Raw genomic sequence first — 18,356 nt, 5'->3', positions numbered from 1 at the left:
TTATTATAAGTTTAAATTATTTTTTTGGTTTAATAACAAAGTTTACTAATTTATTCGGTACTAAGATTTCTTTTACAATTTCTTGTTCTTCTAATCATTTTGAAACCTCTAACTTTGCTAATTCCAAAATTTTATCTTTAGATTCGTTTTTTGCAACAGTGATTTCACCACGTGCTTTTCCATTAACAGTTACACCTAAACTAATTTCATCCACAACTAGAGCCGATTCATCAATACTAAAGTCGAAAAGATTTTTTAAATCAAATAATTCCTTTGATAATTCTCAAGCAACATGTGGTGCAAATGGTTCTAAAATGTTTAAAATTACATATAAAAGTTCTTTAATTAATAAAGAATTTTCAACTTCATCGTACGCATTTAAAGTTTCCATGCATCATGACACAACAGTATTAAATGAAAACTCATTTTTACGGTTTTCGAAAGTCTCAAAAGTCTTTTCTAATCCAAGATAAAGTTTTCTACGTGCATTTTTTTCAACTGAACTGAAATTTAATTCTTTAACTTTGGTTAAATCATCATTTTTATTAACTAAAAGAGCTTTTTCGTATATCTTTTTAATAAATTTAAAACATCCATTAACCCCAGAATCATTTCAATCTAATTCTTTAGTTGGAGGTGCGGCAAAAAAGATAAATAATCTTGAAGCATCAGCTCCATATTGTGAAATTAACTCAGATGGTTCAACGGTGTTACCTTTTGACTTAGACATTTTACTTCCGTCTTTGAGTACCATTCCTTGAGTCAATAGATTTTTAAATGGTTCTCTAAAGTTGACTAAGTTTAAATCAGCAAGTACTTTGGTAAAAAATCTAGCATAAAGTAAGTGTAGGATTGCATGCTCAATACCACCAACGTACTCATCTACCTCGTTTCAATAATTAATCGATGTTTCATCAAAGATTTGTGATTCTCTTAAATGTGGTGGTGTGGTGTATCTTAAGAAATATCAACTTGATTCAAAGAAAGTGTCCAATGTATCTGTTTCACGCATTGCAGGTTCACCACATTGGGGACACTTAACTTTTAATCAGTTTTCGTTTGTTTTAAGTGGATTTCCTTTTCCATCAAAAACGACTTTTTCAGGTAGTAAAATAGGTAAGTGTGACTCTTTTTCAGCAACAATACCACAGTGTGGACAGTGTATCAAAGGAATAGGTGTCCCTCAATAACGTTGTCTTGATAGTCCCCAGTCTCTAAGGTTATATTTAACTGTTTTAGAGATGTTTAACTTTAAATTGTCATTTATTTTTGGATCGATTTGCAAATTGTTTGAACTTAAAAAATCAACATCACGCTCTTTGACATTTGAAACTAATAAAGCATCTAATTCAGGATTAATTGAAGCAAAATCGGTGATTAAAACTGGGACTTCTTTGTTTAAGAAAGGGACAAATACTTTTAAATTAGTTTTAATACATAATTTTTCATTGAATACTTTTGAATTGATATTCGAAATGATTTTTTGTGCACTAGCTTCAATTTGTGAGTCATTTGTACGTAAATGTTTTGCAAGTGGACTGTTAACATTTAAAGCAAGATACTGTGTATTGCTAATTTGAGCAATGTCGTCTTCAAAAATTGATACATCAAAAGTTTGATTGTCCCCAGTGTGGACACTTAATTTAAATTCGTATCCCTCTTTTTTACCGATTCAGTTGCGTTGCATTGTAATAACCTGTTGTGGTCAGTGACCTTCCAATTGGTTAAGATCTTGCAATAACTCTTCAGCATAATCAGTAATTTTTAAATAATATTGGTTCATTTGTTTTTGTACAACAGGAGTATCGCAACGTCAACAAAGATTATTAATAACTTGTTCATTAGCTAGAACAGTTTTGTCAACTTCACAATAATTTAAGCTTGCTTCTTTACGATAAATAAGTCCTTTTTCGAACATTTTTAAGAAAATAAATTGTTCTCAACGTGTGTAAATTGGATCGGCAGTAATACATTCGTAATTTCATGCAAAAGAAAGACCTAGTTTTTTAAATTCATCATTCATTGAATCAATATTTGAGTATGTTCACATACGTGGATGTACTTGATTTTTAATTGCAGCATTTTCAGCAGGTAAGCCAAAAGCATCTCAACCAAATGGATGTAAAACATTAAAACCACGACGACGGTAATAACGAGCCATTGCATCGGTAATTGAATAATTACGGACGTGTCCCATGTGGATCTTGCCACTTGGATATGGAAACATTGAAAGAATATATTTCTTTGGTTTTGAGTAATCTTGTGATGGTTCAAAGGAATTATTTTCTAGTCAATATTCCTGTCATTTTTTTTCTATTTCTTTAAAATCATATGAGTTATTCATGTTTCTCCTATCATTGGTTGGTAAATTTCGTATTATGAATATTTAAATAAATTTCTAAATGTGAGTTATTAAAGACTCTTAATACTTGTCAAATAACTAAACAAATAACTATTAAATTAATTAAATTAAAACTAATATAAAGTGCGTAAGAAGCTAAAAAGTAGTTTTTAATTCCAAAAAACAATAATCTTAACCATTCATTATTTGGACTTGAATAAGTATTTACTAATTCTAAAAGTGATAAATTTTGAATTGTTTCGAAAATTCTAAAGTAGACAACATTGAAAAAGAAAGTATTAATTGTTGAAATCAATAAAGTCGTAATAATTAAAGTTAATATTAATTTCAAACAAAGTCATCAAAATCAATATTTTGGTTTTTTATTAAATAAAATATAGCTTAAAAAGTGAAATGTTAAACAAAAAATCAAATGTACTAAGGTAAGAATTGATTGTCCAATAATGCTAAAAATACCTTCATAAGCTATAAAAAAACAACTAATTAAAAATCGGCTTAAAATTCCGACTAATAATCCTTTAATTCCTAAGTAATAGTAAATTAAGAAAATAAAGATTAGTGAAAAATCAAAACTTAGAAAAGAAAATTTTAAAAATTTACCAATTAAATTCATTACCAAAGATAGTGCAATCATTATTGCGACATAGGTAATTTGTTTAATTTTGAATTTTTTCTGCATGTTTAATTAACCAAAGAAATCAAAGCATTGACTTCCATCGCGCTAGCTGGTTGATTCACAAACACTTTATAAGCAAGATAGAAAATTAAGATTAAAGTTGAAAATGCAAAAAGGACTGAAATAGCGTCCGAAAGAGTAGTTAAAATCGGTGCAGACATAACCGCTGGATCACGTTTTAATCTTGAAGCTACTAACGGAATTGCTGTACCAAGTAATTTTGCAATAATAATTACAAAATAAAGCGATACAGAAGATGCTAAGGTAAATAATAAAATATTTTTAGTTTGTCGAATCAAATCACCTGAAATTGAGAAATAAACGACTAAACGCAAAAAGTTAACAATAAATAAGATCGCACCTAAAATTAAAGCAACGCAAAGCTCTTTGCGGATTGCTTTCATATATTGTCCTTTTGGAATTTCACCAAGTGCAATTGCACGAATAATCGTTGAAGATGCTTGCGAACCAGCATTTCCGGCACTACCACTAATAACTGGTAAAATAGACGAAATGATTGCAGCAGAGAGTGAAACACGTAAGCTTAATTTGAAATAATTTTCGGTAAAATTCAAGAAAGTTTGAATAATTAATTCGCTTAATGTCGCTGAAATTAACAAAATAATTAGTCAAAACACACGTGATTTAACAAAAGAAAGTACTGATCTTTTTAAATATGCTTCTTCACTATCGGCAGCACTAATTCCGGCAATCTTATAAATATCCTCAGTTGCAGAATCACGAATAACGTCAATAACATCATCTGATGTAATCATCCCAATTAAACGATTTTCAATATTAACAACTGGTAAAGATGAAGAGTCATGGTCTGCGAAAATGTTTGCTGCTTCTTCTTTGTTGTCATAAGTATGCACACTACGAACTGAAGAATAAATTTCATCAATCGTGCTTGACCGATCAGTAAAAACAATTTCTTCAAAGGTTACACTACCAAGCAAAATACCTTTTTCGTCAGTTACATAAAAATAGTGAGTGAACTCTTTTTCATCATCAAAGTACATTTCTTTAATTCTTCTTAGCGCTTTTGCACATGTTCATGTATTTTGAATCGGAAAAATGTCCACAGACATAATACTTCCAACTTGATTGTCGTCAAACTTAAGAATTTCGTTAATTAAGTTCCGTTTTTCAGGTGGAGTTTCCGAAAGAATTTTCTTTTGTAAATTAACTGGTAATTCTTCAAGCAAGTCAGCAAGCTCGTCACTTTGCAACTCCTGAATAATTTCTTTTCCTCAATCTTCAGTAAAAGAGTGGACTAATTTAGTTTTGGATTCATCTTCTAAATATGAAAATAACTCAGCTGCTTCATTAGTTGTTAAAATTCTGAAAAAATAAAGTTGTTGATTTAAAGGTAAATTTTCAACAGCAAGAGCTACGTCCGCATATGGATGATCGTCTAAAAATTCTCGAGCTTTGAGAATTGATTTAGATTTAATAATTTCGACTAATTCTTCATGAATTTGTTCAATTGTATAATCCATACAACACCTCCACTGTTTTGTGATTTTTTAATTTTAATCTTGTAAATATCTAACTAATTGTTCTTGGAATTCATCGATGCGAACTTCAGCGATGTTTCCACCTTTAGTAATTGAAACTGTCCCGGTTTCTTCAGAGACAACAATTGTGGTCGCATCACAAATCTCACTTATCCCCATAGCCGCACGATGACGTGAACCATAACGGTTTTCCATACTTTTTCTGGTAATTTTATAAAATGTCGATGCGTAATAAATTTTGTTATCACGAATCACCACAGCACCATCGTGCAGTGGACTTTCTTTGTTAAAAATAGCAATTAATAAACTCGAACTGATGTTGGCATTTAAAATGACTCCGTCAGTACGTAAATTGTCCACGTTTTCAGTGTTTTCAATTGTAATAATTGCACCAATTTTGTGTTTACTTAAATAAATAACCGCTTCACGTAATTGATTTATTAAACGAATTTGTGAACTTTTACCTAATTTGTTGTACTTTGTACGAGTAAAACGTGATTTAGCAAAGTTAAACAAATATGGCGAAGTAACAAAAAGCAAAATAAAAACAATCAACACTAAAATTACGATTAATAAAATGTTACTTAACACTTCACCTCCTTTTTGAGTAAATATAGTTGGTTTTTTGATTTTCCTTTATTAAAAAATAGGAATATGAAAAATAAAGTGCATAACTAAGCTAGCTAAGGCACCGAACACTAACAATCCAAATATAATTTTCGCAATAGTAAAGATTGATCATACAATAAATCTAAATATTGCTAAAACAAAAAATATCATTACTATAAAACCAATAAATCCAAAAAATATTGAACCGATTGACATAATTTTTCCCCTTAATTAATTTTTACCTAATACTAAAGCAATCAAAATCAGAGTAATAATTAGTGATAATGCAACTAAAATTTGCATTGTTTGAATAATTAACTCTTTACGTGATAATTTATCTTTTTGAAACTTTGTTTTTAAAGATGAATCTGAATTTTCGCTGCGAGTTAGTGTTAAATCACTTTTTAATTCAGCTTCATTTTCTAAATGTAATAAACGAAGCTCTTCACGTCTAGCTTCAATTAAAATGTTGTGTTGTCCTTCCATAAAACTCCAATTTGACATATATAAATATAAAATATATATAAATTATAAGACTTTTAATGATTTTTAATAATCACAAAAGTAAAAACTCACAAATTAAAAAATGATTATTTTGACTAATTAAAATCGTTGGTATTATTTGCAAAAAATAGTGTTTTTTTAATTAATATTTTATTTTTAAAGATACAAAAATATATAATTAAAAAGAATTAAAAAATTTAAACAGGAGTTCTATGAAAAAAACTATTGATGACTTAAATTTAAGTGGTAAAAAAGTATTAATTCGTGTTGACTTTAACGTTCCAATTAAAGATGGTGTTATTACTTCAACTAAGAGAATTACAGCTGCTTTACCAACAATTAAAAAAGTTATTTCAGAAGGTGGAAAAGCAATTTTATTATCACACCTTGGTAGAGTAAAAACAGAAGAAGATTTAGCAAAAAGAAACATTGAGCCAGTTGCTGCTGAATTATCAAAACAATTAGGTAAAGAAGTTAAATTCGTAAACCAAACTAGAGGTGCAGAATTAGAAAATGCAATTGCGCAAATGAAAGACGGTGATGTTTTATTAATGCAAAACACTCGTTATGAAGACTTAAATGATAAAGCTGAAAGTAAAAACAATCCTGAATTAGGTAAATACTGAGCTTCATTAGGTGATGTATTTATTAACGATGCTTTTGGTACTGCACACCGTGCACACGCTTCAAACGTCGGAATCGCTTCAAACATTAGCGAAAGCGGTTTAGGATACTTAATGGAAAAAGAAGTTTCTGCTTTATCTAAAGCAATTAACAATCCAGAACATCCATATGTAGCAATTATTGGTGGAGCTAAAGTTTCAGATAAAATCCAAGTGCTTGAAAACTTAATTAAAATCGCAGATAAAATGATTATCGGTGGTGGAATGGCTTACACATTCTTAAAAGCTCAAGGACACTCAATTGGTAACTCATTAGTTGAAAACGATTACTTAGAATTAGCTAAAAACTTCTTAGAAAAATATGGTGACAAAGTTATTTTACCTGTAGACCATTTATGTGCTAAAGAATTTGCTGATGTTAAAGGTGAAGTTCAAGGAATCGATATTGCCGATGGATACATGGGATTAGATTTAGGACCTAAATCAGAAGAAATTTTTGCTAAAGCACTTGAAGGTGCAAAAACAGTGGTTTGAAACGGACCTATGGGGGTTACTGAATTTGAAAACTTCAAAGAAGGTACTCTTAGCGTTTGTCGTGCTATTGCTAAATTACAAAATTGCTATTCTGTAGTTGGTGGTGGTGACTCAGTTGCTGCTGTTCAAAAACTAGGAATGGAAGATAAATTCTCACACGTTTCAACAGGTGGTGGAGCTTCATTAGAATTATTACAAGGTTTAGCTTTACCTGGTGTTGAATCAATTCCTAACAAATAATTTACTAAAATTTTAAACAAAGAGTCAGAATTAAAGCTCTTTGTTTTTTTGTACTTTTATTACTATAATATAGTATTAAACATCAAAATGTAGACTACGAATTTGAGCATTCTAATAAATTAATTTCTAAAAAAGATTTTATTTGTTTTGTGTTTTTGAAAACTAATATATAATAAATTAGCATTATTGCTGTCAAGCACTTTTGCTTGACACTAAAAAGGAGGAAAAATGGTTAAAATCAGACTTAAACGCATGGGAAGCAAATTCAATGCAATTTACAAAATCGTTGCTGCTGACTCAAGAGCACCACGTGATGGTAAATTCATCGAAGCTTTAGGACACTACAATCCACATTCAAAAGAATTGGTATTAAACAAAGAAGCAACATCAAAATGATTAGCACAAGGTGCTCAACCTACTGTAACAGTTTCAAACTTATTTAGAAAAAACAAATTAACAGCTGAATTAAAATCTGGTAAACAATGAAAATCAATTTCCTAACTCTATTTCCGAACTATTTTAAACCACTAATTGAAGAAAGTGTTATTAACAAAGCGATTCAAAAAGGTTTAATTAATTTGAATGTTGTGGATTTTAGAGATTTTAGTAAAAGTAAACACAGAAAAGTTGACGATGAAATTTTTGGTGGTGGACACGGTTTATTATTACAAATTGAACCAATCGACTTAGCTTTGGATTCGCTTCCAAATCGAGGCGGATACAAAGTTTTGGTTACACCACAAGGTAAAAAATTTGATCAAGCAATTGCAAATGAATTAGCAACAAAAGAACAAATTACCTTTATTTCTGGTCGTTACGAAGGTTTTGACGAAAGAATCGTAGAACTAGTTGATATTGAATTATCAATTGGTGACTATGTTTTAACAGGTGGAGAGTTACCATCAATGGTAATGGCGGACTCAATTTTAAGATTAGTCCCAGGTGTTATTCGAGAAGAATCACATAAATTTGATAGTTTTCAAAATAATGGACTTTTAGATTATCCACAATATACAAGACCAAGAGTTTACAAAGGAATGGAAGTTCCGGAAGTTTTATTAAATGGAAATCACAAAGAAATTGAAAAATGGAAAGTCGATGCTCAATGACAAAAGACGTTAAAAAATCGACCAGACATTATTGAAAGGATAAAAAATGAGAAATAGTTTAATTGAATCAGTTGAAAAATCACAATTACGTACAGACTTACCTGCTTTCCAAACAGGTGACAACGTTAGAGTTCACGTTCGTATTCGTGAAGGTGAAAAAGAACGTATCCAAGTTTTCGAAGGTTTAGTTATTTCTAAAAAAGAATCTGGAACAAGAGAAAAATTTATAGTTAGAAAAATTTCATATGGTGTTGGTGTTGAAAGATCATTCCCAGTTAACTCACCTTTAATCGCAAGTATTGAGGTTGTTCGTTCAAACAAAACAAGACGTCAAAAACTTTACTACATGCGTAACCGTAGTGGTAAGAGTGCTCGTCTTAAAGAAATTAAAAGAAAATAATTATGTCCTCCAATTTCTACTGGTTAGAAATAATAATAAAATGAAGTCGTCGTGACTTCATTTTTTATTTGTCTTCAAAGTATGCACGCACAATTGGAGCTACTTGAGTACCAAATAACTCAATTGCTCTTAATGTATCTTCGTGTGGCATTGAACCGACAGGGATGTGGAGCATAAAACGATCTAAATCCAACCCCTCAACAATTCGAATAATCTTTTGTGCCACACTTTGAGGATCACCAACAAAAATTGCCCCTGTTTCACTCACTTCACTTTCATATCGTTCGCGAGTTAATTCACTTCAGTGTTCCCTTGTTTTCGCAATCGAGTCCACAAGTTTTTTCGTAGGTCAAAAATAATTATTAATCGCACTTTCTTTATCATCTTCAATTCATCCCCAGGAGTGAGCTGCGACTTTCATTTTTGAATCATCTTTTTCAAAGTTTTTTCAAGCTTTTTTATAGATATCTACTAAAACTTTAAATTTTAAAGGATCTCCTCCAATCGTCGCAAAAACAATTGGTAGTCCCCTCTTAGCGATGTTTACTACTGAAGTTGGATTACCACCTGTTGCCACTCAAATAGGTAATTGTGGTTGTACCGAACGTGGATATACACCTTTATTTAAAACTGAATGAGTTAATTCACCGCTTCAAATCAGCTTCTCATTTTCGTTTATTTGTAAAAGCATATCCAACTTTTCTTCGAATAATTGGTCATATTGCTTTAAATCGTAACCAAACAAAGGAAACGACTCAGTAAAAGAACCACGTCCAACCATAATTTCTGCACGACCATCACTAATTGCATCTATTGTTGAAAAGTTTTGATATAGTCGAATTGGATCACTTGATGATAGTACTGAAACAGCACTGGTTAAACGAATATTTTTTGTATTAACCGCACCTGCAGCAAGTAGAATTTCAGGTACAGAAACAGCAAAATCGTCACGATGATGTTCACCAATTCCGTAAACATCCAAACCAACTTTATCTGCTAATTCCATTTCTTTAATTATGTTTTTAATTCTTTGACTGTGCGAAATAGATGAATTCGTTTTTTCTAATTTTGTTGTTTCTCCAAAAGTTGTAATACCTAATTCAATTTTTTTCATGAATCTCTCCTTTAAAATTCTTTTAATACTTTTCCAATCTCGTCCTTGTATTTATTTTTAATTTCTTGAGAGCTTAAATTTTTATTTTCCGCTAAATCGGTACCGTGGATATCGATGTGTTGCACATTTGGGACACCTAAAAATAATCAAATGTTTTTTAATCATTCCCCGGTAGCTGCTCAAGTATAAGCAGATTCGTGCGAGCCTCTGCTAGTCACAATTAAAACACTTAAATGATTTAATAAACCTTGACTAGGATTATTAATTGATGAGTCTCGGTTATATACGAATGTTTTTTTTGGTACCGTTATTGAATCAATAAAATTCTTGACCACTGGGGAAACTGAAAAATTAATCTCTGAAGATGTAATAATAATTTTGTCTACTTTTGCTAATAAATCAATTCAAAAGTCTGAATCAACTTGATTGTAATACTCAGCTAAATTATGAGCATGTACAATTGCTCCGGTGTGAGTTTTGTTCAAATCATATTCAATAATCTCATCATCAGGGTTTAATCTACGATATTCATCGATAATTTCCTGTGTTACAATACTTGAAAATGAATTTTTTCTAGTAGAGATTGAACCATTTAAAAATAGTACTTTTTTCATAAAAAGCTCACTTTCTATCGTTTTTTAATCGTTTTTTCTAATTTTTACTTTTTAATTATACTCCTTAATTGCAAAATAAAAAAACAGAATTTAGCAATATTTAATATTAACTGCTAAACTCTGTTTTGTTAAATTAGATGTTTAATTCTTTTTCTAAAAGTTGTGCAACTTCAACTTCACTTTCAAGTTCAATTGCTTTGTTTGCTAATTCTTGCATTTGTGCATATGATAGTTTTGATGCTAATTCTCTAGCTGCTAACACGTTAGAAGCAGACATTGAGAATTCATCAAGTCCTAATCCAATTAAAAGTGGCATTGCACGACGGTCTCCAGCCATTTCACCACACATTCCAGCTCATTTACCGTGTTTGTGTGCTCCGTCGATAATTAATTTAACTAATCTTAAAATTGATGGATTTAATGGTTGATATAAGTAAGAAATATTTTCGTTCATTCTATCAGCTGCCATTGAATACTGAATTAAATCGTTTGTTCCGATTGATACGAAATCTGCATGTTTACAGAATTGATCTGATAAAACAGCTGCAGCAGGAGTTTCCATCATTAATCCAAATTCAATATTTTCTCTTGAAGCAATTTTTGCACCTTCACTTTGAAGTTCATTATAAACTTCTTCGAAAACTTTTTTAGCTTCTAAAAATTCAGGTACGTTTGTAACCATAGGAATCATAATACCTAATTTTCCATGTGCGCTTGCTCTTACTAAAGCTCTTAATTGAGTTTTGAAAATATCTAAATTATTTAAACAAAAACGAATTGCACGATATCCTAAAAATGGATTCATCTCTTCAGGGAATTTAAAGTATTTTAAAGTTTTATCTCCACCGATGTCAAGTGTACGAATAACAACTCTTTTACCGTTCATTCCTTCAAGAACTTTTTTGTATGCTTGATATTGTTCTTCTTCGGTTGGTCAGTGGTCATTATCCATGTATAGGAACTCACTTCTAAATAAACCAATTCCTTCAGCATCATTATCTAAAACACTTTGTAAATCGCTTGGTGTTCCGATGTTTGCAGCAATTTCAATATGGTGATTGTCTGATGTTTGACTTTGTCTTCCTTTTAATAATGCTAAACGTGATAAGTATTGTTCGTATTTAACCATTTCTTCTTTGAAATGTTCAATTTCTTCTGCACTTGGATTTACAACAACTTCACCTTTATCACCATTTAAAGCAATAACGTCACCGTTTTTCACTAATTCTAAAATATTGTTAGTTCCAACTACGCTTGGAATTCCTAAACTTCTAGCCATAATAGCTGTATGTGAAGTAGGACCACCAATGTTTGTTACGAAACCTTTAACATATTTTTTGTCTAATTGCACAGTTTGTGAAGGACTTAAGTCTTCAGCTACAATCACAACTTCTTCACTAATTTCACTTAAATTTGGTTCTTCGATACCATTTAGTACATATAAGATTTTTTTAGCAACATCTTTAACATCAGCTGCACGTTCACGCATGTATTCATCATCCATCATAGCAAACATGTTTGCGAATTCATCATAGAAATTTTTAACTGCATATTCAGCACTTAAATTTTCGTTTTTAATCATGTTATTGATTGAATCTACTGCATAAGGATCAATTACGAAATTCAAATGAGCCTCAAAAATTGCTGCGTGTTCTGGATCTTTAGCTAAATCTTTGGCTTTGTTGATTTTTACCATTACAGCTTCTTGAGCATCTTGATATTTTTGTAATTCTAATTCAGGATTTTGTGCATTTTTAGTAATTTCTAAAGGTAATTCTTCAATTTTAAAAACTTTTGAAATTGCAACACCTTTAGAAGCTCCTATTCCTTTAATTTTCATTTATTAACTCCTTAATTATTTTGAAAGTATATAAATAATTTTATTAATTTATAGCATAATAATTTTGACTGTCAAATATTTAAAAACTTAAATAAGTTAATAATTCCATAATAACATAAATAAAATTCGACCAACTAATAATTGGTCGAATTTAATTATTCATTTTCTTTTTCTTTTGTATCAGTTTCAGCTTCAGCAATTAATTCATCAATTGTGATATTGTGAACTTCTTCACTTTGTTTGTGTTCTTCGGAATCAGGTGGTAATTGCATATGTTTTACAATATATTCAATTTCTTCTGAAACGATAGTTTCTTTTTCAAGTAATCTTTCTTTAATCAATTCTAATAATTGACGGTTTTCTAAAATAATTTTTTCAGCTAATTCTTTAGCGTCATTAATTATTTTTCTTATTTGAGCATCAATTTCTTGACCTGTTCTACTTGAATATGATTGGTGTGTTGCTAAAGTTCTTCCTAAGAATGGACTACCTTCGTCGTTTTCATAACGAACTGGTCCTAAATCACTCATACCATATTGAGTTACCATTCTACGAGCAATGTTTGTTGCTTTTTCAATGTCGTTTGAAGCACCTGTAGAAATATTGTTATCACCATAGATGATCGATTCAGCAGCACGTCCTCCCATGAAGCTGGCGATTGTAGCCATCAATTCAGACTTAGTCATGTTATATTTTTCTTCTTCAGGGATAATTAAGTTGTATCCACCAGCGTCACCACGTGGGATAATTGTAATTTTTTGAACCTTACTTGCCCCTGGTACCTTGATACCAACAACTGCATGTCCCGCTTCGTGGTAAGCAACCATTGTTAATTCTTTTTTAGTGATTGTTCTTGTTTTCTTAGCTGGACCACTCATAACTCTATCGATAGCTTCGTCGATTTGACTTAAAGTAATTACTTTAGTATTTTCACGAACTGATAAAAGAGTAGCCTCATTAATCACGTTTTCAAGTTGAGCACCTGAATATCCTGGTGTTCTTTTTGCAATGTTTTTAAAATCTACAGCAGGATCAAATCTTTTTCCGGTTGCGTGAAGTTTTAAAATTTCTTCACGTTCTTTAACATTTGGAAGTCCAACAGTAATTGTTCTATCAAAACGTCCTGGTCTAACAAGAGCAGGATCTAATACGTCGGTACGGTTTGTAGCAGCAAAGAATAATAAACCACTATTTCCTTGAATACCGTCCATTTCAACAAGCAATTGGTTTAATGTTTGTTCACGTTCATCGTGTCCACCACCAATACCACTTCCTCTTGTTCTACCGATTGCATCTAACTCATCAATAAAAATAATTGCAGGAGCATTTTTACGAGCTTCAGCAACAACTTGACGAACTCTTTTAGCTCCTAAACCTACATACATTTCAACGAAACTTGATGCAGAAATAAAGTAGAAAGGAACGTTAGCTTCCCCAGCTGTAGCTTTCGCAAGAAGAGTTTTACCTGTCCCTGGTGGACCACCTAGTAAAATTCCGTGCGGCATTCTTGCGCCACTAGCTTCGTATTTTTTAGGATCTTTTAAATAGTCCACAATTTCTTTAATTTCTTCTTTTGCTTCTTCGTTACCAGCAATGTCTTTGAATTTTTTATCAGTTTTAATTTTTTGTGCAGGGTTTTTGTCCCCTAACATTCCATTCCCCATCGCCTTGAATTGAGCATTATACATGAATCATAAAAATCCAATGATTAATAATGTTGGAAGGAATCTTAAAAATACTGATAATAAAAATGGTTCTTGCTGAATCGTAAGTGTTTTATAACCTGTAACAGTAACACCTTCAGGAGCAGCAAATGCACCTTCCATTCAAGCGCCATAAGTTTTATCATCAACTACTAATAATTTACTTAAGCCATCCGGATTTCCGGCACTTTGGAAATTAACAATAGAATCTCCGGTGACATAAATACCGCTAAATGTATTTGTATTAAAATCATATGTGACTGATTTAAAGTAATTTTGGTCACTAGCATCAGCTGCAGCTGCACGAATATTTTTTGCTAATTCGCTAAGATTTCATTCAATATAACCACTTCGTGAAACGAAACGTCATAATAAATATCCACCGATAGCAGCGATGAAAAGAGCTAAAACAATTATTCAAACTGTTCGCTTTTTATTTTGTGAACCGTTGTTTTTATTCATCATCTTATTTTCCTTTCTTTTAATGAATTAATATATATTTTAGCAGATTAAATACGTTATTGCTAAAAATAATATTTTTCCATGAAAAAATTATATATTTTTATTGTACTTTTCCTTTTATTTTATATAGATGCTCAAAATCAGATAGTTTGTACTTTGAAGTTCGATTATCTGAAATAATAAATTGAATAATTGAATCAATTTTTGAACTACTTAAGTTTATTTTGTTAAATCTTTTGTGTAAAAATTGATAAACTAACTTTTTTTGTGTCGATTTATTTAATTTTGATAAAAATTCTTGAGCAAACTCTTTTTTCTCTCACATTTCTAATATGCGATTTATTTGACGATTTTGAAAAAAATTTTTAATATTTTTTATTCGAATTCAAAACAAAAATAATATTTTGTGAATTGATGTTCAATTTTGAATTGATAAACGAATTTTGTTGCGATCATATTTAGGTTGTGTATTAGTATAGTCTACTGCAAAAGCAATTTTGTGTTTTTCAAGAAATTTCATAATTTGCTTTTTGGTGTAACTAAACAAAAGTGGTCGCTCAACATTCATATTAAAAATTTCAGTCTGCTTTTTAATCCCTCAATAATTAATATATGATTTGCGCTTTTTTTGTAAATAATAAGTTTCTAAAAAATCATCAATGTGATGAGCAACAAACAGCAAATTACATTGGTATTTATCGTAAACTTGTTTGAAAAAATTGTATCTTTGCTCACGAGCTCAATTTTGAAAATTTCCACCTTGATAATCATCTTTTTTTAGACTCAAAATTTCGCAAGGAATGTTGTATTTTTTACACATTTCTTCAACTATTTTTTGGTCAATATCGCTGTTAAATCTTTGATTATAGTTTACATGTGCGACAACAATATTATTATGATTAATATATTTATTTAATAAAAAAATGCTATCAGGACCACCACTAATAGCTAATAAAATTACTTGATTATTTTCTTGTTTCATTTTGTGTTTTTTTCTTATTAATATTAAATGAATTCATTAAAGTATTTATATCATTAAAAGCAAACGAAATTGCAGCATCGGCACTAACTTCTAAAACAGGTTCAAGAATATTCATTTCTGCAACAGTGAAATTTTGTAAAACGTAGTCCTTAAGTGGAATGTTGGGATTCTTACCAATTCCAATCCGCATACGTTTAAAGACATTATTTCCTAATTTTTCGATCACACTTTTAATTCCATTGTGTCCCGCATCGCTACCACCAATTTTTAAAGATGCTTGTCCAAGAGCGAAATCTTTCTCGTCATGAATAATCATTATATCGTCAGGAGAAACTTTAAAAAATGTCGCTAAAGCACTAACGAATTCACCAGAATTATTCATATAAGTATTTGGACGTGCAATGATTAAATCATCAACCTTAGTGTATTCACCATTGAATTTCTTTTTATCAAGTTCAACCCCTAATTTTTGACACATTTTATCAATGACTAAAAAACCGACATTGTGTCGAGTGAATTTGTATCTGTCCCCGGGGTTACCTAATCCAACTATAATTCTCATAACTTAAATTATATAAATTAATTTTTTTATTTAATAAGGATTTAAAAAAATTCGATTGAACCAAATTAATTGACAAAGAAGAAAAAAAGAATTGAACAAATTGATGTTGATTATACTATTTTAGATAATCAAATTTTTGCTTCGTTGAATTTAATCAAAATGAACACTTCAAATCCTGATATTACATTTCCATATTGAGTTAAAAATAAAGACGAATCCAAATAATAACCGTCTAACGATGAGAAACTTTCTCATCGTTTTTTTATAAAATCGACTAATTCGCTTAATAGTCCTAATATGATTAATTAATGTATTATAATATCTACAATAAAAACAATGAAAGGGGTTGTTATGAATCAAAAATCATATGATGAAACTAAATTGCAATTAAAGAATATGTTGATTAGCAAAGAAGAATTTAAAAATACTAATTTGTATAAAATGATTCACCAAAATGATAATGAACATGATTTTTTTGATTATTTATATGTTTCAATTCAATCGATGAGTAATCAAAAAAATCCCTCTCATTTAAGAATTCGTAGTGATAAATTTTTACAACTAGCAAAACTAAAACATGAATGTTTATTAATTAGTTCTTATCGTAATTCTAATGGTAAAATTACACATTTAATTTTGTCTTCGCTTTGATTTTTTAATTACGAAAAAAGCATAAATTCAAGTAATAGTTTTGTGACTTTTGACTTTAGTAGGCTTGAAGCTTTTACAAAATACCATGGTCTTCAATACAAGATCTGAAGAGGAAAAGTCAAATACATAATTCTGTCTGTCTTAGATGATGAAATAGATCTAGATGAAATTACAAAAGTTAGAATAGAATGAAAATTATTTCAAAATAATCCTGACTATTTAATTAAAAAAGACAAGATTTTAGAATCATATGATCCTGTTATAAAAGATGAAACTAAATCATTATTGTTAGATAAACATAATTTTTCTTGTGCTTTAAATAATTTTAATAATAATATTTGTCGCACTAAAATGGATTGAATAAAAACTAAAAAAGCAATCGAAAATACAAATTTGAATTTACCTTTAGATTTTCATCATTTTATTCCTAGATAGTTTTTTAAAAATAGATTAGAAAACAACACAAGAAGCGAATCAAATAGTAAAAATTATTTAGACTGAGAAAAAATTCACTCAAAAGACAACGTAATACCTTTATGCAAATTATGTCATCAAAGCATTCATAACAAAGACAAAAATTTAGTTACTGATACTTTTAATTATATTATTCAAATGAAAAAAGAACAAAATGACTATAATAGCTTTGTTGAGTATTACAAAAGTAACAAATACTTGTCCAATGATAATGAATTATTAAACTTTTATATCGAAAGAGAGAAATAATGAAAAAAATAGTTATTTGAGATCTCTTTGGTGGTGGTCAAAATAGTGTGTATAACTCTCTTAAAGAATACAATTTAATTGATTTTTTTGATGTATACACATTTGATGTGACCGAACCAACTAGAGAAAAACATTATAAACTAGATTTGTCACAAGATAATATAGTAGAAATTTTTAAACAATATCCAAAACCAGATATAATCCTGGCATCACCTCTTTGTCAATCATTTTCATGTGTTTTAAATATGAAAGGTGGAGGTACTTGTTTTTGAGCTTATGCTGATGAAACTAAAACTAAGCTAAAAGAGCGTAGTATTGAAGAATTCGAAAATCTCAAAGGTGGTTTTACAAAAAACCTTAAAAGTGATGTTCAACTTTTTATTAAAAGATTAGGAGAACGTTGCATTAACAATACAATTTCACTAATTCAGCATTATAAACCGAAAGTTTGATATATCGAGAATCCAAAACATTCATTAATGTGAAAATACATACAATACAATAGAACAGACTTTTTTGATTCTAAAAACCATTTTAAAAACGAAGCTTCGCTTGGTAAATATGGTTTTTTTACAACTAAACCAACTATTTTCTATTCAAATGTTAAATTAGAATTAGAGAAAGGTAAAATCGAACCACCTTATGAAGTAAAGGAAATAGACGGTGTTAAATACTATGTATTAAAAGATGATCCGAGTGTAAAAGTGGAAAGATCCCTAGATAGTCGAATGATCGGACTTGCTTCAATTAAAAAAATGATTAAAGCACGTAATGTTAATTCCGGAATGGCGGGGATGGATTTTGTTATGAGAAATGTTAATAATAAAACTCCAACACAAAAAAACAAGATGCAAAACGAACAATTATCTGAAGCTGGACCAGCAAGTGCAATACCACATAAACTAATTAACACAATTGTTTTACAATTTTTAAATTATTTAGTATCAAATAATCTTTTTATTGAATTATCGGACGAAGAAATTAATAAATTTGAACAATTCATTTCGTTGTCTTATTAAATAAATTTAAAGCAATAGCTCTATTTTATAGTGTTATTGGTTTTTTATATTCCGTTATTGATCTTAATGATATAGGTACCTTTCCCAGTTAGTAGCATTGATTATTATT

At 29.9% G+C, this 18,356-nt stretch carries 18 protein-coding genes; 7 read left to right on the top strand and 11 right to left on the bottom strand.

The features are described from left to right. Window positions 1-16: 16 nt before the first annotated feature. The 5 genes from BLA55_RS00770 to BLA55_RS00745 form a co-directional block, all read right to left on the bottom strand. Window positions 17-2,344 (bottom strand): class I tRNA ligase family protein, encoded by a 2,328-nt coding sequence (locus tag BLA55_RS00770; protein ID WP_073372224.1) that lies wholly within the window; start codon window positions 2,342-2,344, stop codon window positions 17-19. 7 nt (window positions 2,345-2,351) lie between these two features. Continuing rightward, complete coding sequence (locus tag BLA55_RS00765) at window positions 2,352-3,041, bottom strand: MPN527 family putative ECF transporter permease subunit (protein WP_073372223.1); 690 nt, start codon at window positions 3,039-3,041, stop codon at window positions 2,352-2,354. Window positions 3,042-3,043: 2 nt separating this feature from the next. Beyond that, a complete protein-coding gene (mgtE, locus tag BLA55_RS00760) occupies window positions 3,044-4,540 on the bottom strand; it encodes a magnesium transporter (RefSeq protein WP_073372222.1) in 1,497 nt (498 codons plus the stop codon). A 33-nt stretch (window positions 4,541-4,573) separates the two neighbouring features. After that, window positions 4,574-5,149: a diadenylate cyclase gene (locus tag BLA55_RS00755; protein WP_073372221.1), complete on the bottom strand. Its 576-nt coding sequence runs from the start codon at window positions 5,147-5,149 to the stop codon at window positions 4,574-4,576. A gap of 249 nt (window positions 5,150-5,398) precedes the next feature. Then, window positions 5,399-5,653, bottom strand: coding sequence for a hypothetical protein (locus BLA55_RS00745; RefSeq protein ID WP_073372219.1), 255 nt, complete (start codon window positions 5,651-5,653; stop codon window positions 5,399-5,401). Window positions 5,654-5,883: 230 nt separating this feature from the next. Here BLA55_RS00745 and BLA55_RS00740 point away from each other — a divergent pair, with 230 nt between their 5' ends. The 4 genes from BLA55_RS00740 (at window position 5,884) to rplS (ending at window position 8,577) form a co-directional block, all read left to right on the top strand. After that, complete coding sequence (locus BLA55_RS00740; protein WP_073372218.1) at window positions 5,884-7,068, top strand: phosphoglycerate kinase; 1,185 nt, start codon at window positions 5,884-5,886, stop codon at window positions 7,066-7,068. A 228-nt stretch (window positions 7,069-7,296) separates the two neighbouring features. Further along, window positions 7,297-7,569 carry a 30S ribosomal protein S16 gene (rpsP, locus tag BLA55_RS00735; protein WP_073372217.1) on the top strand — a complete coding sequence of 91 codons (273 nt, stop codon included), beginning with the start codon at window positions 7,297-7,299 and terminating at the stop codon, window positions 7,567-7,569. Beyond that, a complete protein-coding gene (gene trmD, locus BLA55_RS00730; RefSeq protein WP_073372216.1) occupies window positions 7,551-8,234 on the top strand; it encodes a tRNA (guanosine(37)-N1)-methyltransferase TrmD in 684 nt (227 codons plus the stop codon). The genes rpsP and trmD overlap by 19 nt, the downstream gene beginning before the upstream one ends. Beyond that, the gene (gene rplS / locus BLA55_RS00725; RefSeq protein WP_073372215.1) at window positions 8,224-8,577 is read left to right on the top strand and encodes a 50S ribosomal protein L19; all 354 of its coding nucleotides are present in this window, start codon (window positions 8,224-8,226) and stop codon (window positions 8,575-8,577) included. The genes trmD and rplS overlap by 11 nt, the downstream gene beginning before the upstream one ends. Window positions 8,578-8,641: 64 nt before the next feature. Here rplS and BLA55_RS00720 read toward each other — a convergent pair whose 3' ends face one another. The 6 genes from BLA55_RS00720 to pth form a co-directional block, all read right to left on the bottom strand. Further along, on the bottom strand, window positions 8,642-9,691 hold the full coding sequence (locus tag BLA55_RS00720) for an LLM class flavin-dependent oxidoreductase (protein ID WP_073372214.1): 1,050 nt from the start codon (window positions 9,689-9,691) through the stop codon (window positions 8,642-8,644). Window positions 9,692-9,702: 11 nt separating this feature from the next. Next, on the bottom strand, window positions 9,703-10,305 hold the full coding sequence (locus BLA55_RS00715) for an FMN-dependent NADH-azoreductase (RefSeq protein WP_073372213.1): 603 nt from the start codon (window positions 10,303-10,305) through the stop codon (window positions 9,703-9,705). A 133-nt stretch (window positions 10,306-10,438) separates the two neighbouring features. Further along, entirely contained in the window at window positions 10,439-12,145 is a 1,707-nt protein-coding gene (gene ptsP / locus BLA55_RS00710) for a phosphoenolpyruvate--protein phosphotransferase (protein WP_073372212.1), read from the bottom strand. A gap of 155 nt (window positions 12,146-12,300) precedes the next feature. Continuing rightward, the gene (gene ftsH / locus BLA55_RS00705; RefSeq protein ID WP_073372757.1) at window positions 12,301-14,310 is read right to left on the bottom strand and encodes an ATP-dependent zinc metalloprotease FtsH; all 2,010 of its coding nucleotides are present in this window, start codon (window positions 14,308-14,310) and stop codon (window positions 12,301-12,303) included. A 100-nt stretch (window positions 14,311-14,410) separates the two neighbouring features. After that, window positions 14,411-15,292: a tRNA lysidine(34) synthetase TilS gene (gene tilS, locus BLA55_RS00700; protein ID WP_073372211.1), complete on the bottom strand. Its 882-nt coding sequence runs from the start codon at window positions 15,290-15,292 to the stop codon at window positions 14,411-14,413. Continuing rightward, window positions 15,276-15,854, bottom strand: a complete 579-nt coding sequence (pth, locus tag BLA55_RS00695) for an aminoacyl-tRNA hydrolase (protein ID WP_073372210.1) — start codon at window positions 15,852-15,854, stop codon at window positions 15,276-15,278. Before pth ends, tilS begins: the two co-directional genes overlap by 17 nt. Before the next feature lie 69 nt (window positions 15,855-15,923). Between pth and BLA55_RS04260 the strand changes: the two genes are divergently transcribed. From BLA55_RS04260 to BLA55_RS00685, 3 genes are all read left to right on the top strand, one after another. Next, window positions 15,924-16,079 carry a hypothetical protein gene (locus BLA55_RS04260; RefSeq protein ID WP_157089896.1) on the top strand — a complete coding sequence of 52 codons (156 nt, stop codon included), beginning with the start codon at window positions 15,924-15,926 and terminating at the stop codon, window positions 16,077-16,079. A 126-nt stretch (window positions 16,080-16,205) separates the two neighbouring features. Then, window positions 16,206-16,940, top strand: coding sequence for a hypothetical protein (locus tag BLA55_RS00690; RefSeq protein ID WP_073372209.1), 735 nt, complete (start codon window positions 16,206-16,208; stop codon window positions 16,938-16,940). A 287-nt stretch (window positions 16,941-17,227) separates the two neighbouring features. Further along, entirely contained in the window at window positions 17,228-18,247 is a 1,020-nt protein-coding gene (locus tag BLA55_RS00685; protein WP_198763819.1) for a class I SAM-dependent methyltransferase, read from the top strand. Window positions 18,248-18,356 lie beyond the last annotated feature (109 nt).

This window comes from Mycoplasmopsis pullorum (assembly GCF_001900245.1).
GTDB classification, from domain to species: Bacteria; Bacillota_I; Bacilli_A; order Mycoplasmatales; family Metamycoplasmataceae; genus Mycoplasmopsis; species Mycoplasmopsis pullorum.
The sequence above is the reverse complement of the archived record's forward strand: the minus strand, read 5'-3'. Positions and strand labels throughout refer to the sequence as shown.